Origin of the sequence: Novosphingobium mangrovi (assembly GCF_022818885.1) — a bacterium.
GTDB lineage: Bacteria > Pseudomonadota > Alphaproteobacteria > Sphingomonadales > Sphingomonadaceae > Novosphingobium > Novosphingobium mangrovi.
The window spans coordinates 1-15,547 of sequence record NZ_JALHAT010000057.1 but is presented as its reverse complement, the minus strand read 5'-3'; the positions used below and the strand labels follow the sequence as shown (position 1 = coordinate 15,547).

General features: G+C 65.6%; 13 protein-coding genes. 8 read left to right on the top strand and 5 right to left on the bottom strand.

Going from position 1 to position 15,547, the window contains the following annotated elements; all coding sequences use genetic code 11:
• From MTR65_RS18715 to MTR65_RS20330, 3 genes are all read left to right on the top strand, one after another.
• Positions 1-765 (top strand): glycosyltransferase family 2 protein (locus tag MTR65_RS18715; protein ID WP_243802885.1); only part of this gene is annotated, 765 nt, incomplete at its 5' end.
• Positions 766-796: 31 nt separating this feature from the next.
• Complete coding sequence (locus tag MTR65_RS18710; protein WP_243802883.1) at positions 797-1,819, top strand: endonuclease/exonuclease/phosphatase family protein; 1,023 nt, start codon at positions 797-799, stop codon at positions 1,817-1,819.
• 852 nt (positions 1,820-2,671) lie between these two features.
• Positions 2,672-2,860 carry a hypothetical protein gene (locus MTR65_RS20330; protein WP_419145065.1) on the top strand — a complete coding sequence of 63 codons (189 nt, stop codon included), beginning with the start codon at positions 2,672-2,674 and terminating at the stop codon, positions 2,858-2,860.
• Between the two features lie 250 nt (positions 2,861-3,110).
• On the opposite strand, the gene MTR65_RS18700 is transcribed toward MTR65_RS20330, so the two are convergent.
• The 3 genes from MTR65_RS18700 to MTR65_RS18690 form a co-directional block, all read right to left on the bottom strand.
• Positions 3,111-3,422 carry a hypothetical protein gene (locus MTR65_RS18700; protein WP_243802879.1) on the bottom strand — a complete coding sequence of 104 codons (312 nt, stop codon included), beginning with the start codon at positions 3,420-3,422 and terminating at the stop codon, positions 3,111-3,113.
• Between the two features lie 313 nt (positions 3,423-3,735).
• Entirely contained in the window at positions 3,736-4,476 is a 741-nt protein-coding gene (locus tag MTR65_RS18695; protein ID WP_243802877.1) for a sugar transferase, read from the bottom strand.
• A 112-nt stretch (positions 4,477-4,588) separates the two neighbouring features.
• Positions 4,589-5,518, bottom strand: coding sequence for a sulfotransferase (locus MTR65_RS18690; RefSeq protein ID WP_243802874.1), 930 nt, complete (start codon positions 5,516-5,518; stop codon positions 4,589-4,591).
• A gap of 231 nt (positions 5,519-5,749) precedes the next feature.
• On the opposite strand from MTR65_RS18690, the gene MTR65_RS18685 reads away from it, so the two are divergent.
• Both MTR65_RS18685 and MTR65_RS18680 read left to right on the top strand, forming a co-directional pair.
• A complete protein-coding gene (locus MTR65_RS18685; RefSeq protein WP_243802872.1) occupies positions 5,750-7,240 on the top strand; it encodes an oligosaccharide flippase family protein in 1,491 nt (496 codons plus the stop codon).
• A 176-nt stretch (positions 7,241-7,416) separates the two neighbouring features.
• A complete protein-coding gene (locus MTR65_RS18680; protein WP_243802870.1) occupies positions 7,417-8,640 on the top strand; it encodes a glycosyltransferase family 4 protein in 1,224 nt (407 codons plus the stop codon).
• Here MTR65_RS18680 and MTR65_RS18675 read toward each other — a convergent pair.
• Positions 8,580-8,867 (bottom strand): hypothetical protein, encoded by a 288-nt coding sequence (locus MTR65_RS18675; protein WP_243802868.1) that lies wholly within the window; start codon positions 8,865-8,867, stop codon positions 8,580-8,582. The genes MTR65_RS18680 and MTR65_RS18675 overlap by 61 nt on opposite strands.
• 464 nt (positions 8,868-9,331) lie before the next feature.
• Positions 9,332-12,178: a TonB-dependent receptor domain-containing protein gene (locus tag MTR65_RS18670; protein WP_243802866.1), complete on the bottom strand. Its 2,847-nt coding sequence runs from the start codon at positions 12,176-12,178 to the stop codon at positions 9,332-9,334.
• A 508-nt stretch (positions 12,179-12,686) separates the two neighbouring features.
• Between MTR65_RS18670 and MTR65_RS18665 the strand changes: the two genes are divergently transcribed.
• The 3 genes from MTR65_RS18665 to mtnP all read left to right on the top strand — a co-directional run bounded on the left by MTR65_RS18665 (position 12,687) and on the right by mtnP (position 15,054).
• Positions 12,687-13,472 (top strand): SDR family oxidoreductase, encoded by a 786-nt coding sequence (locus MTR65_RS18665; RefSeq protein WP_243802864.1) that lies wholly within the window; start codon positions 12,687-12,689, stop codon positions 13,470-13,472.
• A gap of 72 nt (positions 13,473-13,544) precedes the next feature.
• On the top strand, positions 13,545-14,174 hold the full coding sequence (locus tag MTR65_RS18660; protein WP_226633727.1) for a TetR family transcriptional regulator: 630 nt from the start codon (positions 13,545-13,547) through the stop codon (positions 14,172-14,174).
• Positions 14,164-15,054, top strand: a complete 891-nt coding sequence (mtnP, locus tag MTR65_RS18655) for an S-methyl-5'-thioadenosine phosphorylase (RefSeq protein ID WP_243802861.1) — start codon at positions 14,164-14,166, stop codon at positions 15,052-15,054. Before MTR65_RS18660 ends, mtnP begins: the two co-directional genes overlap by 11 nt.
• Positions 15,055-15,547: the final 493 nt, after the last annotated feature.

The window sequence follows — 15,547 nt, the reverse complement described above, 5'->3', positions numbered from 1 at the left end:
GGCGCGCAGGACCTCCCCTCCCCCCCGCCCAAAGGCAACCGCATCGCGATCGTGACGGGTCCCAAGGGCCTGTGCGCGCAGCGCAATACCGCACTGAAAGAGCTGGGCAGCGACTACGACGTGATCGTGTTCTACGATGACGATTTCATCCCCGCGCCGGACAGCATGGCCCGCATTCGGGAATTCTTCGCCTCCCATCCCGACGTCGCGGGCGCAACCGGGCACGTGATCGCCGATGGGATCAACAGCCCCGGGATCGACTTCACCAAGGCCCAGCAGCTACTGCAAACCCATGGCGATGCACACGAGCGCGCGCCCAACTGCATCGTTACCGATCTCGCAGGCCTCTACGGATGCAACATGGCCTACCGCACCGCCGCCATCGGTACCCAGCGCTTCGACGAACGGCTCAGGCTCTATGCCTGGCAGGAGGATATCGACTTTGCCGCTTCCCTTCGCCCGCGCGGCCGCATCGTGAAGACCTTTGCCTTCTGCGGCGTGCACCAGGGGGTCAAGCATGGGCGGACACCCGGCTTGCGGCTGGGATATTCGCAGGTCATCAACCCCTGCTATCTGGTGCGCAAGGGAACGATGCCGCTTGGCTTCGCCTTGCGCCTGATACTGGGTAACCTCCTGGCCAACCACCTGAAGATCCTGAGGCCCGAACCCTGGGTGGACCGGCGCGGCCGGGCCTGGGGCAACTGGATCGGTCTGTTCGACCTTGTCCGCGGACGCCTTACCCCCGAAAGGATTGAAACCCTTTGACCCACCCGCCGCGCAGCCTACACGGCTAAGCATGCACGCACCGGTTGATCCTCCCACACCGCGCACCTCCATCGGCCTGCGCCTGCGCACATGGCTGGTTCGACTCGCGGTCCTGGGATTGGCCATCGCCGGGCTTGTCCTGCTCCTGCCGAAACTGGCCGGACACTGGCCGTACCTGGGGCTTGCGGCCCTGATCCACGTGCCGGCCATGTGGCTGGGGCTGGCATCCACGCTTGTCCTGCTCGCGCGGCGAGTGCGCCGTGCGCAGTTCAGCCCTTCCCGGGTCGGCCTTTCCGGGGTAGGACTCCTCGGGATCGCGCTCGTCCTGGTCCTGACCTTGCAACCGGTGACACGTATCCCGGCCCCGTGTCCCTCGGATGCCCCGCGGCTGACCCTTGCCTGGCTGAACGCCCGCCACACGCAACGCCCCCAGCTTATCCGCCGGTGGTTGCAACGCGCCCGCCCCGACGTGATTGGCCTCGCCGAAATGCCACCGTGGCGAAGGGGCCTGACCGAGTATCTCGACCGCCACTATGCCTTCATGCAGAACTGCCAGCCCAAGGGGCAGTGTTCGACACGGCTCTACACGCAGATCCCCCCTGCCGAGACGCTGGGCCTGGCCCGGGGCGATGCGGAGCAGCGCCGGACCTTATCGGGGGCGGGCCTCGTATTTCCGGCAAGTTCGGGCACACGGGACTGGAGCATTGCTGCCGTCCATCTCTCCCGGCCGACATCGCCCCAGGCACAAGCCCGTGAACTGCGCGAGTTCGAGGCCCGCATGGGCGCGGATGCCGACACGCTCATCCTGGGGGATTTCAACCTCTCGCCGCGCCTGCCGGTCCTCCAGGACTTCGTTGCACGCAACGGCCTGACGATCACCCGGGCGGACCAGCCGACCTGGCCGCTGGAGCTTGGCGAGAGGCGCCTCAAAGGCCTGTGGCAGATCGACCACCTGCTGACAGGCCGCCACTGGCGTGTGGAAAGCTTCAAGACCTCGCCCTGGCTCGGCTCCGACCACCGCGGCTTCATCGCAAAGGTCTGCCGGGTGGACTGACCATCCGGCACGCGCAGCTCCCATCCCCCGCGTCCCGATAGCACGCTCAACGGTCGGGGGACGCCCACAAGGCACCCCATTGAAGATTTTGCCTGGAGCAGGAGAGCCTGCTTTCCAGCCGTCCCGCTGCCCCCAGGATCGGCAATCTGACCTTTCTCGGCCCTGGCCGCGCACCTGTGTCACGAAGCGTGCGGCGCGAGTGCCGATCTCCGCGACAGGTTGCGTAGTCCGTTGGCAGCTCTCCTGAAATTGCCCACCATCCGACCTGGCCTGGTTCGCTTTGGCTCTAGAGCGATTTGCGATCCCACTGCATCGTGTCAATCGCTTCAGGTGAGATGATTCCATCTGATTGGCACATGCTCTGGGCGGTCTGGACACATTCCGTCTGCATGAGGGCCTCCGTCAATCTCCGGCGAACCACGCTGTGGCGACGATGAATTGCTCAGCTTGTTTGGGGGATCGGAAGGGACCGACCATCCGCCCCTCATGTCGCGCCCTGAATTCGGTTCCAGCCACCCATTCGCTTTCAAGCAGATAGGAATGCCCGTTGTCGAATTCACGAACTTGTGCGGAGCGTTTCCCGTCTCGGCTATATAGCGTCGCGGTGACGTGATACATGGCTCCGTCGAGTGACCTGTCACGCGCCCTTCCAAATAGCTTCTTCCACCAGCCCATAGTCACTCCTGAGGTCGGGCACGTTATCGGATCGTTATGGAGTGTCCAGCGCCTGCATAGGGCGGCGGTGCGAATACGATTGATGCGGGTCGTGGCGCTTGATGCAAAGCGGCTTCTGGGAGGCAGGCTTGGGCGGGAGCGATCTCACAGAACCGCAAATGGCGTGTTCTGAAGGGCATGTTGCCAATAGAACCAGCACGTCGTCGCCGAGGCAGACGCCCCAAACAGAACCGCGCAATCATCAACGGCATTCTCTGGCGGCTGCGATGCGGCGCGCCTTTGTCCAGCAAAGCACTCCCAATGCGAAAGGGAGACCGAAGAACAGCGCATATACCTGCCAGCTTTCCGCCAGAACGGCCGGGATAGTGCCAGGCTCGAGAATGGGCAGGAGCAGCGGGAACAACAGGATGGGCGGTGTCGTCCAGAGCGAAACGGCCGCCCGCTTCCAGAGCGTGACGGTCGAGGGAGGCGTGATGATCCAGCGCCAGAACCTCCGACCGATGTGTTCAGGCGTCGTCATGACCCGAAGCATACATCGTCAACGCCAGGACGCCAAGATATCTCCACGGCCACGTGTGGCCATGGCCGTGTCGGGCAAGCGGGCGCGTTTGCCGCGTCAGCTCTCGATACGTTGGAACTGGCTGGCGAACCGGACATTGTACGCGTGCAATTCGCCGTCTGGCGTCATCACGAGCTCGGTGATGTTCGCGCGCTGAAAGGCCTCCTCGGCCGCCGCATCGTTCATCTTCAGACTGACCGTCAGGGCTCCATCATCTGTAGCGACCACCATGTAATCGTAGTCGATTACCCGTGCGAAGCAGACGATCTCACCGCCCTTGATGAAAAGTTCAGAAGCTGGATCTTCGATGTCCGTCCACCGGCCCTGCATCTCGACAGGAAGTGGCGCATCCCGTTCACGCCGTTCCATGATCGACCTCTCACTGTCTGGCTCGCATCATCCTGTCACCCGATGGAGGGACCGACAACACGTCATTTCGTATGGCGGCATTGGCAATCACAACCGGTTCGAGCGGTTTTCCGCTTCCTCCGTTACATCCCGCCGAAGTGTGGCTGGCGCCCCTTGGCGTCGCGCCTCCGTTCTCACGCGAACCTCCCTCGCGTTCTGGCCCTGTGGCAGTTCCGCAGCCGCCTGCCGCGGAAACTGTCAGACGACCGGACAGAACCAGGCCGAAGACATCGGCGCTCCGGTCCTGGATCTACGCACGTACGCGCAGATCGGATCAGTATGCCCCGCGTGAGCAGGCGACCGCGGGAATGGTGCGGAACAGCAACCAGAGGTCAAAGGCCAGCCCCTTGCGGCAAACATACTCGATGTCCATCCGCACACGGGTGGCGTAGGATACGTCGCTGCGTCCGCTGATCTGCCACAGTCCCGTCAACCCCGGACGAACCCGGCAATAGACCTCGAACTGCCGACCATAGCGCTCCACTTCGGAGAGAACCACCGGACGCGGTCCCACGATGCTCATCTGCCCGGCCAGAACATTGAAGAGCTGGGGAAATTCATCGAGGCTGAATTTGCGAAGGATGGCACCGACCGCGGTCACACGCGGGTCGTCCCGAAGCTTGCAGGTCACGGCCAGTTCCCGCTCGGCCGCGGGATTTTCCGCCAGGTAGCGTCGCAGGATCTCATCGCCATCGGTGCGCATGGTGCGGAACTTGAGGCAGGGAAAGAAGCGCCCGCGATAGCCGACGCGGCGGTGCGCGTAGAAGACCGGCCCGGGATCGTTGAGGAAGAGCAGCGCGGTGAGCAGCAGCAGGAACGGGGCGATCAGGACAAGGATAGCCGTGGCGATCAGAATGTCGAACAGCCGCCAGACCGCATGCTGCAACGCCGAAGGCGCGCCAGGCTCGGGCCCCGAAGCCGTCCCCATCCCGCCAAGCGGCCCGCCCCCCGTAGCAAGAGCGAAAGGCTGTCCCGTCAGGGGACCGGAAGCGGTGTGGTACGTTTTCTGCGACATCGGCAGGTCTCCCTGAACGTGCGTGTGACGATGCGGCCCGATGCGTTCTTGTTGTCCTGCGACTATCCATGCGCATCTCGCAGCTGCAACAGGATCAAGGTTCACTTTGGGGCTATTCGCGTCGTTCGCTGCGCTCTTGCGCCTTTTCCCGTCCGAAGAGCTCGGCCAGCGCCGCATAGCTTTCCTGCAGTTGCGCGCAGGTCGCCGGGGACAGATCGAGATCGGAGGGATCCACCGGTCGTCCGGGCAGGCCCGGCTCGATCCGGGAATGGCGGCCGCTGACCAGCGGATCGCCCCCGCCGCCCCGGCGTGACGCCGCCTTGCTGCGATAGGCATTGACCAGCGGCGGGGTGATGCCCAGCTGCGTGGAAATGGCGGCGAGGACAGCGTCGGGGTCGCGCAGCAGCGCCTCGTGGGTGAGGCCGATCCGACGTGCAGGATCGAAGCGTGGCCACATCTCGGCCAGCGCGGTGAGGCGACCGATATAGTAGGCCGCGGCTTCCTCGTGGGTGCGGTACTCGTCCCGTCCCAGCCGCGCGAAGAGATCGACGATCGAGCGGACCGAGGCGAACGGCTCGCGCACGAGGAAGATCGCCCGCGCCGAGAAGAAGGCGGGGGGCGCGGCGGCATCGAGACGGGAATGGAGGATCTTGTCGAACTGCCAGGGTGCCCGCGCCTCCCATCCCCTGCGCCGTGCGCAGTTGACCGCGAGACGGCCGGGGGCATCGGGCCCGTCATGATACACGTGGCTCTCTCCGTACCCGGAGAAATCCGGCCGCGAACACACGATGTTGGAGAGTGCGGTCGACCCGCAGCGCATGTGCGCCAGCACGAACAGGCACCTGTCGTAGCGGCCGTGCGGAAGCGCTCGCCCGACCAGCCAGCCCAACCCGCGCTTCCCCGCATCGCGCAGATAAGTGCGTGGAGCGAAGCCGTTGCGGCCCGTCCCGTCCCTGACCGCCCCGCCCCTCACTTCGCGCCCTTCCTCCCGCTCCTGGCCAAACTCTCCTCTCGGCAAGGTCAGTCCCGTGTCCTCGTGCATGCGTTCCCCCTGTTCCTTGACCCGGGCAAGGGTCGGAATCGGCGCAGATCGCGCGCCGTGTTCCGAGGGTAAGGCCCAGGGCCGTCCGACACCCGGCGAGTTAGGTCCAACATGGCGGTACTTCGCGTTCCGGAACCCCGCGTCTCCACGTAGAACGAAAGGGCACTCGGGGGCGTCCGGGGGACCTGCGAACGCCCCCGGGCTTCGCCACGGCGGGAATTGAGAGGGAGCATGGCGGCAACGATGGGCGAGATGACAGCCCCGCAAATGAACCGGCGCCAGGGCTTTGCCCGGGCAACGCGGCAGGGTGCGCGCGCGCTCTTCGCGATGACCGCCCGTTCGCTGCAACAGGTTTCCACGCTGGTGATCACGCTGCTGGCGGCCCGCTTCCTCGCGCCCGGCGACTACGGCGTCTACAGCCTCGCGATCGTCTTCATCGTCCTGATCCAGACACTGACCTACACCGGCTTCTACCAGTTCATCCTGACCTCGCGGGAGCCGGACGAGGTGGTTCTCTCGACCTGCTTCTGGCTGATCCTGGGGCTTGTCGGGGCCGCCTCCGCCCTGCTCGCACTCATCGCCTGGCCGCTGCAATGGCTGTTCCAGGCCCCGGACCTGGGCGGCGTGATCCTGCTACTTGCCCTGCTCCAACCCCTTGCCGGGATCGGGGCATGGTCCTCCGCCGCGCTGCTGCGCCGGGGCGAGGCCATGCTCAACTTCCGGATCATGTTCGCGCAGAACCTGCTCGCGCTCGTGGGCGGGGCGGCGCTGGTGTGGTCGTGGCATTCGCTTTACGCGCTTGTCGCGTTCCGGGCCATCCGGGTGCTTTCGGGAGCCCTGCTCTACGCCTTCCTCGCGCGCGACTGCCCACAGCTGCGCTTCGACGTTGCCCTCGCCCGCGGCGCCGCCCGCTTCTCGGCCGGGCTCTATGGCTCACGCGGGCTCGGCTTTCTGGCGCAATACGCCGCCGACCTCCTGCTCGGCCTCTTGCACAGCCCGACGGCGGTCGGCCTCTACCGTTTCGGCAACCGGGTCGCGACCGGGATCACGGACACTGCCATGCAGCCCATGGCCAGCTTCGCGGCCATGCAGATGGGCGCCGCCGCGCGCAAGGGGCACGACCTGTCCGCCACGCTTGCCCGCTTTTCCGGAACGCTGGCCCTGGCAGCCGGCATGCTGGGCGCCGGGATCATCGTGCTTGCCGACGACATGATCGCGCTGTTCTTCCAACCCAGCTACGCAGCGGGCCTCGTCGTCACCTATGCCATGGCGCTGCGGGCACTTGCAGGCGCGGGCAAGCTTCTTATCGAGCCCGCCTTCGCCGCGCTCGGACGCACCACGTCGGTCATGTACTTCAACCTGGTGACAAGCCTGGTCGCGGTGGCCGCGGTCTTCGCCGCCTCGCCCTGGGGCCTGGCCGCGCTGGCCTGGGCGCAAGTCGGCGTGGTCGCGGCCTCCACGTTTTATGCCTTCGCCCTGCTCTCGCGGCGCGGCCGGCTCGACGTGTGGCCAAGCCTGCGCAATCTCGCGCTCGCGATCCTGCTCTCCGCCAATTTCGGCCTGCTGCTTGGACTGGGGTGCCATGGGCTGGAGGCGCTGCTGCCGCCGGGGCCTCTCCCGGCCTTGGGAGGACGCCTCGCCTTTGCCGCCCTGCTGGCACTGCCCACCCTTGCGCTCGCGCTACGCCTGCGCGTCCTCGACCTTTCGGTTTTCTCCGGGTGAGGCGTCCTGCCCGCCTTTTCCACCCCTCCCCCACGGAGTAATCGCGATGCACAGGTTCCCGAACGCTGCCGCCATCCGGCCCGCGCCCAGCGTGTATCCGGCCCGGATCGGCAAGCTCGGCAGGCCACCTTGCGCAGCCCCCCCGCCGCCCGTGGCGCGGACGCGGGAGCAGGTCCATGGGTGAGATCCTCGTCAACGCTAAGTTCCTGGGCGCCGGGCTCAACGGCGTCCATCGCACCGCGGCCGAATTCACGCAGCAACTCGTGCGCCGGGCCCGCCAGCCGGGAGCACAGGCCACCGCGCGCGCGCGCGGCACATGTGGGCACGAGGAGAACGGGCACACGGTCCGCCTGCTCAGCCCCCCGGGCGCCGAAGCGCGGGCGGGGCTCACCCCCGAAGTGCGCAGAGGCGCCTTCGGCGCCGGACAGGGCTGGGAGATGCTCACTCTGCCACGCGCCGCGCGCGGCTCCCTGCTGGTCAATTTCTGTAACCTGGCCCCGCTGCTGCACACCAACAGCGCGGTGATGATCCACGACGCGCAGACCTTCCTCTACCCGGAGGACTATTCCGGGCGCCAGGCCCGCGCCTATCGCCGCCTGCTGCCCTGGATCGGGCGCCGCGCCCGCCGCGTCCTCACCGTCTCCGAGTTCGCCCGGCAAAGCCTCGCCAGCTTCGGCATCGCCCCGCTCGACAAGATCGACGTGGTCCACAACGGCACGGATCACCTGACCCGCGAAGCGCCCGACCCGGAGATACTGAGGCGGCTCGGCCTCGCCCCCGGAAGCTACGTGCTGACGGTGGGATCGGCCAAGGGTTACAAGAACATGCGCACCGTCTTCGAAGCGCTACGGGATCCTCTTGCCGGAGGCCAACGCCTGGTCGTTGCCGGAGGGCCGGGGGCGCTCGCCTACCATGACCGGGGCTGGACGCCGCCCGCCCATGCCCTCTTCTCCGGGTTCGTCAGCGATGCCGAACTGCGCGCGCTCTACGCCGGGGCCAGCGCCTTCCTGTTTCCTTCGCTGACCGAAGGTTTCGGCCTCCCTCCTGTCGAGGCCATGCACAGCGCCACGCCCGTCATCGCCGCCCATGCCGGCGCCATGCCCGAGGTCTGCAGCGATGGCGCCCTCCTCGTCCCGCCCGAGGATCCGCAGGCCTGGCGCGAAGCCGTGGACGCCCTGCTCTCCAGCCGCGAGCTTGCCCGCCACCTTGTCGCACGAGGGGGCCAGCGCGCCGCCCAGTTGAGCTGGAACGCCGCCGGAGACCGGCTGTGGCAGGTTCTCGAACCACTGGTCCCGCCCACGCGCCCCGCGACAGCAGGCAAGGCTTCAGGGAGGCCCGCCTATGGCTGGGATTCGGGCGGCTCCTCGCTTTCGACAAGTTCGGCAATCTCGAAGCGATAACCTGTCCAGCCCCGCTTGCGCGCGCCGTCGCCAGCAGGACCTTTCAACTTCTTCGCCTCGGCCAGACTGCGGGTGTGCCCCCAGAAGACCTCGGTCTTGCCATTCTCCAACTCGGCCACGATGCGCCAGTAATGGGTGAAGGGATCCGCCGTGGGGCCAATCGTCTTCACATAGCCATCGGGCAGCGTAGCGGTGAGATAGCGCTTCTTCCGGGATTTGCGGGCCATGCCCCGCGCCTTACCCGCAGAGTTCAGGCCCCGTCCAGACGAATGCGAACGGGCCTGCAAGGAAGAAAGCGGAAGAAGGCAATCCAGATCCAAGGGGCCATCGCCCCTTGCCCCCGAAATCGGCAGCCTCACCTTTCTCCGCCACCGCAACGCACGGGGGGTGAGGTCGACAGTTCTGGGAGCCCGAGGGCGATGGCCCTCGGAAAATTCATCCTTCTCTCCTTCGCCAAAAAGGAAGCAGAGCAAGACAGTAATGATTTCAAGGGGCCATCGCCCCTTGACCCCAAAACGGGCAGCCTCACCTTTCTCCGCCACCGCAGTGCGCGAAAGGTGAGGTCGGCAATTCGGGGAGCCCGAGGGCGATGGCCCTCGGACAAGACCTTCTTCATCGCCCATGAAAAAGGGGCGCCGGACAGATGCCCGGCGCCCCCAATTCGCGTGGACTTTCGTCCCGGTTGCAGACCTTAGAAGGTCATGCGGCCCGAGATGAAGAAGTCGCGGCCCAGCACGTCATAGACACCCGGCCAGGTGTTGGTCTGCTGCTGGTTGTCGCCCATCGTCGGCGGCTGCTTGTCGAACAGGTTGTTGACACCTGCGGTCAGCGAGAAGTTCTCGGTGACGTCGGCCGAGAAGGTGAGGTCGAACTGGTCGTACGCCCCCAGACGCTCCACAGCGTAGTCGGTCGTGTCATCGTCATCCGTGACCGCCCCCACATGGCGCCAGCGCAGGCTGGTGGTGAGCGGGCCGTCGATGAAGCTCAGACGCGAGGTCCACTTCCACTTCGGCGTGGGCGTACCGCAGGCCAGATTGCCGAAGGCTCCGGCGCACTGGTACTGTTCCTCGGGGTTGCTCGCGACCGGGATGTAGATGTTGTCGATCGTGTAGTTGCCGAGGAAGTTGAACGAAATCCGCGCGTCTTCGCTGATCAGACCACCGCCGAGGCTGGTGATGTAGCTCAGCTCGAAGTCGAGCCCCTGAACCTTCAGACCACCGGTGTTGGCCGCGAGGATCGAGGGAACGTTCTCGCCGTCCATGATACCGTTGGCATTACGGGTACCGAGAATTGCCTGGCAGTACTCGTTGTTGATGTCCTGGAAGACGTTGTAGCAAAGATTGAGCGTGTTGCTCAGACCACCGCCGTAGTCGCCAATCGCACCATCAACTTCGATCTTGTACCAGTCCAGCGTCGCGGTGAAACCGGGGAAGAAGGTCGGGGTCACGACCACACCGGCCGTCCAGGAGTCCGAGGTTTCCTCCTGAAGGTTCGGATTGCCGCCGAACAGACCCTGAATTTGCGAGTTGGGCTGCACTGCCGCGGTGAACACCGCGCTGGAGGGAACTCCGGTGGCGATACAGAGATCACGCACGACATCAGTGCGGTTATCGGCCGGCTGACGCGACGAGCACGGATCCGTCGCACCCGGGAAGCCCTGGGCGAGACCACCGAACAGCTCTTCGACGTTCGGCGCACGAACTGCACGCTGGTACTGACCGCGGAGGGTCACGTCGGGGATCGGCGCGTACTCAATGCCGCCGGCGTAGGCCCACACGCCGCCCACGGCGCCGAGCGAGTAGTCCGAGTAACGGGCAGCGCCGGTCAGCTCGAGGCGGTAGACGCCCGGGGTGTCGGTGACGAGCGGCACGCGAAGCTCGGCGAAGAGCTCCTTGACGTCGTAGGCACCCGCGGTCGGGTTACCGGCGTTGAAGCCGATCACGTCACCCGAAGACAGCGCCGTGTCGGGGATGAATTCCGACGAAACGCGGCGGTATTCCGCACCGATCGCGAAGCCGACATCGTCGCGGCTCATGCCGGTGTTGAACAGCGAACCGCTGATCACGCCCGAGGCGACCTGGAGGGTCGAGATCTCGGTGTTCTGCGCGGTGATCGAGATCGCATCCACCATATCCTGGGTCAGCGTACCCGGGCCGTAGATGTTGATATCGGTCCCGGTGCCATCGAGGCCAGCCTGGAAAGCCGAACGCGAGACGTTGCCGGTCTGGATGTTCGAGTTACGCGTACGTGCGAACATATAGTACGCATCGTAGTTGATGTTGCTGGTGATCTCACCACGCGCACCGAGCAGGACTCGGAAGGCGTTGCGCTCGTCGAGCGAGTTGCGCGCCCCCACTTCTGTAGTACGGCGGGTCACCGACATGCGGACCAGACCGTCACCATCGGTGTCGAGCTGATTCATCGCAGCCGCATCGGCAGCCGAGATGAACTGCGAAGCAGTCGCCACGTCGATGTTGAACGTGCCGGTCACCGGGGTGGCGGCGAGTTCGTTGGCAACGCGGTTGTTGACGTACGAAACTTCGGCGTAGGCGGTGTGGCCGTCCGAGAATTCGTAATCCGCGTAGCCACCCATCAGGTAGCGTTCCTGCGGAACCATCAGGTAGTTGACGGGTCCGTAGTTATAAAGGTCGCTCGCAGTGCGAGGACGGCTGGAACCCGGGGTTTCGTAGAAGGCGCCCGGCGAGCAAAAGATATTGCCGGTCGGACACAATTGCGCGGTGGGATCATCTGAGGAGGTCGGGAGCACCGAGGTGAAGCGGCCCTGCGGGGTGGTGGCCGAACCGCCCGGGATGATGTTACCTTCGTAGTCGTCCCAATTGACGTCTTCCGAGAACTTGCGGGCACCGGCGAAGACGTCCTTGCGGTCGTAGTATTCGCCGTAGACGGTGGCGTGGCCGCGGCCGTCGGCGAATTCGCCACCGAACGCGAAGTTGGCGGTCAGGCGCTGGCCGTCGCCACGGCTGGTGACACCGTACTGCGCGCCCATTTCAAGGCCCTGCACGTCCTTGAGGCGAAAGTTGACGACACCTGCAAGTGCGTCCGAACCGTACACGGCCGAAGCGCCGCCGGTCACGACGTCGACCGACTCGATCAGGAACGAGGGGATGGTGTTGAGGTCGACGATCTGCTGGGTATCGTAGAACATCCAGCGACGGCCGTTGACCAGGACCATGGTACGGGCCGAACCCAGACCGCGCAGGTTGAGCGTCGCGACGCCGCCACCCGGGTTGTTCGAGAACGAGGTGGTGCCCGGAATGACCTGCGGCAGGGTGTTGATGACGCTTTCGACGTTCACCGCACCCGACAGGGCGAACTCTTCGCTGTCGACGACAGCGACAGGAGCTGCCGATTCCACGTTACGGCGCGCAATGCGCGAACCGGTGACGATGATCTCGCCGCTGGGCTCGGACGCCTCGGCCGGCCCGGTCTGGGCATAGGCGTTCGTCGAGACCAGAGCCGCCGCCGCGGTCAGGCTCGTCGCGCTGATCAGCGCGGCCTTCTTCAGGTGTGTTTTCACTAGTTGTGTGTCCCTTGTTGCTTCAGATCTCCCGACAGGTGCGTGACCAATCCTGCCAGGTGACCCGGATGCCGGTGGTCCAACACGCGTTGCGCGCAGGACCGCCATGCGTCAGTTTTGTTGCGTTCTCGCGGACGGCTTTCAATCCCATGTTGTGCATGACGGAAAAATGACGCGACGCCTGTTGCCTTGTTGCAACATCGCTGTGGGCGCCGTTTGTTGCTCGCGTTTTGTCGGTCGATTTCTGTCGCATCGCAGCCCCGCACGACAAATGCGCATGCATTGGGTTTACACGCGTCCATCTTTCGAAAAATCATGTAGCGGTGAAATCTTGTTGCTTGGTGCTGGCATTCCGACCGAGCGCAATTGACCCTTCCGCCTTCCCGACTTAATCACGCGATTAAACAAGCCGCACCCGGACCAAGCCGATTGCAAGAATGCAACGGTGCCCCCGCAGCCCATGCTGCAAGAGCAAAATGGTGCGGCCCGAGGAAGGGAATCACAGGCCATGAAACTGGCAGAGGATGTCGCAGCGATCGTCACCGGAGGGGCCTCGGGCCTGGGCGCGGCCACCGCCCGCGCCTTGCGCGCGCAGGGCGTGAAGGTCGCCCTGTTCGACCGCAATCCCGAGGCTGTCACCGCGCTGGCCGCGGAAATCGGGGCCGTCCCCTGCGTGGTCGACGTCACCGATGAGGAGAGCGTCGCGCAAGGGTTTGCCAAGGCCCGCGCGGCCAACGGGCAGGAGCGGATTCTGGTCAACTGCGCCGGGATCGCGCCCGCCGCCCGCACCGTCGGGCGCGACCGGGAAAGCGGAGCGCGCACGCGCCACGACATGGCTCTGTTCGAGGCGGCGGTCGCGATCAATCTCGTCGGGACCTTCCGGTGTTGCAGTCATGCCGCACAGGGCATGACCGCGCTGCCCCCGCAAGGGCCGGACGGCGCGCGCGGGGTCATCGTCAACACCGCCTCGATCGCGGCCGAAGACGGACAGATCGGCCAGGCCGCCTACGCCGGATCGAAGGGCGGGGTGGCGGCGATGACGCTGCCCCTCGCGCGCGACCTCATGGCCGACGGCATCCGCGTCAACACGATCCTGCCCGGCATCTTCGCAACGCCAATGGTCGCGGGCATGCCCGAGGCCGTGCAGGAGGCACTGGGCGCGGCCGTCCCCTTCCCCAAGCGCCTGGGCCAGCCCGAGGAATACGCGCGCCTTGCCCTGTTCATCGCCGAGAACGACTACCTCAACGCCGCCACGATCCGTCTCGACGGCGCGGTGCGCATGGGGCCGAAGTAGAAAAGCCAGATAGAAAAAGAGAGCGTGCAAAAGGGCTTGCACCGCGCGGCGGGAGCGAGGAAGGATCAGGACATGGCGGACAAACAGGATCTCAATGCCCCTCCGGGCGCGCGCGCGCTGCTGCTCGACACGGCCAGCGCGATCATGCGCGACGGCGATGTCATCGACATCTCGCTCTCCGAACTCTCGCTGCGCTCAGGCCTCAATTCCGCGCTGGTAAAGTACTACTTCGGCAACAAGGCGGGGCTGCTCAAGGCCCTGCTCGACCGCGACTGGGAGGCCATCGTCACCTCGGTCGACGCGCTGGTCGCCAAGGACGGCTGGGCGCCCGAGGCCAAGCTGCGGCGCCATATCCTCAAGGTCGTCGACACTTTCTACGAGGTGCCCTACCTCAACCGCCTGACCATGCGCGTCATCCGCGAGAGCGACGATGCCGAAGCGCGCCGCATCGCCGACTGTTACCTGTCGCCGATGTACCGCGCCTATGAGAGCCTGATCGGCGACGGCGTGGCGGCCGGGGTCTTCCGCCCTACCGACCCCCAGCTCTTCTACTTCACCGTGACCGGGGCGGCCGACCGCTTCTTCTCGGCGCGCCTCGTCCTCAAGCACTGCTTTGACCAGGACACGTTGACCGAGACCCTGCGCGACCGCTATCGCGAACACACTCTCGACATCATCATGGCAGGTATCCTTGCGCGCTGAAAAATCGCCGTTCTGGCACATCGGGGTCCTTGGCGGATCGGGTCTTGCGGCCGGTATCGAACTGGAGGATGCGCAGGAGATCGAGGTCGCCAGCCCCTTCGGAAAACCGTCCGGGCCGGTCACCACCGGACGGATCGGCAACGTGCGCTTCACGTTCCTTGCCCGCCACGGCGCGGGCCACGCGATCCCGCCATCGGAAATCAACTACCGCGCCAATATCGACGTGCTCAAGCGCTGCGGCGTCACCGACGTCGTCTCGCTCTCGGCGATCGGCTCGCTGTGCGAGGAGATGGCGCCCGGGCACATGGTCATGGTCGACCAGTTCATCGACCGCACCAGCCAGCGCACCAACAGCTTCTTCGGCACGGGCCTCGTCGCCCATGTCTCGATGGCCGATCCCACCTGCGAGCGCCTGCGCGAAGCGCTGGGCGAGGCCGCGAGCCTGGCGGGCGGGCACGTCCACACCACGGGCACCTACGTGTGCATCGAAGGCCCGCAGTTCTCCAGCCGCGCGGAAAGCCGGATGTACCAGGCCTGGGGCGCGGACGTGATCGGCATGACCGCGATGCCCGAAGCGCGCCTCGCCCGCGAAGCCGAACTCCCCTACGCCACGCTGGGCATGGTCACCGACTACGACTGCTGGCGCGAAGAGGAAGAGGGCGTGGAAGTCAGCCACGTGCTCGAAGTCATGCACAAGAACGCGGAAATCGCACGCAAGACGGTGCGCGAACTGGCCAAGGGGCTGCCCGAACGGCGCGAGCCGGTGGGCATCGACACCGCCCTCGAATACGCGCTCATCACCGCGCCCGATGCGCGCGATCCCGCCCTTGTCCGCCGCCTCGACGCGGTCGCCTGCCGCCTCTTTGGCGAAAAGGACTGAGAGAAAAGGTAAAAGGTAGATGTTCCGAGGGCCATCGCCCTCGGGCTCCCCAAATTGTCGAGCACAGCGCAGGCAACCGATCACGGCCGATAATGGCTTGGCGGCGTGGACAAATGCGTATGTCAGGTTCGCGCCCTTGTCGGTCGTTCTAGGGCCGGTCTGGCGCGCTTGGCAGCGGCCCGTCCGCTATCCCTTGCCGACCAGATCGGCCCGCAGCCGGGATGGGGGCCAGACCTATGGCTTTTTCTCAGCGGAGCGGCGTTCTGACATCCGTTGCCGCTTCTGCTCCTGTTCCGCAAGCGTCGGCACATGAAGCGCCTTTCGCATGGCGTCGGGGATGAGAGTTCGGTCATACGGCTCCTGCGTGACCGGCGCGTCTTTAGGTAGACTATACTGAGTGCCTAGGACTTGCGGCCGGCCGATGTTGCGGAGGTAACGGTCTAACGTAGCAGACGCGATCCAGATAGCGCCCGGCTTGCCCCGTGCCACGGCG

Coding starts and splice junctions, on each gene's coding strand:
- MTR65_RS18710 (WP_243802883.1), top strand. CDS start 797: ATGCACGCACCGGTTGATCCTCCCACACCGCGCACCTCCATCGGCCTG.
- MTR65_RS20330 (WP_419145065.1), top strand. CDS start 2,672: ATGTTGCCAATAGAACCAGCACGTCGTCGCCGAGGCAGACGCCCCAAA.
- MTR65_RS18700 (WP_243802879.1), bottom strand. CDS start 3,422: ATGGAACGGCGTGAACGGGATGCGCCACTTCCTGTCGAGATGCAGGGC.
- MTR65_RS18695 (WP_243802877.1), bottom strand. CDS start 4,476: ATGTCGCAGAAAACGTACCACACCGCTTCCGGTCCCCTGACGGGACAG.
- MTR65_RS18690 (WP_243802874.1), bottom strand. CDS start 5,518: ATGCACGAGGACACGGGACTGACCTTGCCGAGAGGAGAGTTTGGCCAG.
- MTR65_RS18685 (WP_243802872.1), top strand. CDS start 5,750: ATGGCGGCAACGATGGGCGAGATGACAGCCCCGCAAATGAACCGGCGC.
- MTR65_RS18680 (WP_243802870.1), top strand. CDS start 7,417: ATGGGTGAGATCCTCGTCAACGCTAAGTTCCTGGGCGCCGGGCTCAAC.
- MTR65_RS18675 (WP_243802868.1), bottom strand. CDS start 8,867: ATGGCCCGCAAATCCCGGAAGAAGCGCTATCTCACCGCTACGCTGCCC.
- MTR65_RS18665 (WP_243802864.1), top strand. CDS start 12,687: ATGAAACTGGCAGAGGATGTCGCAGCGATCGTCACCGGAGGGGCCTCG.
- MTR65_RS18660 (WP_226633727.1), top strand. CDS start 13,545: ATGGCGGACAAACAGGATCTCAATGCCCCTCCGGGCGCGCGCGCGCTG.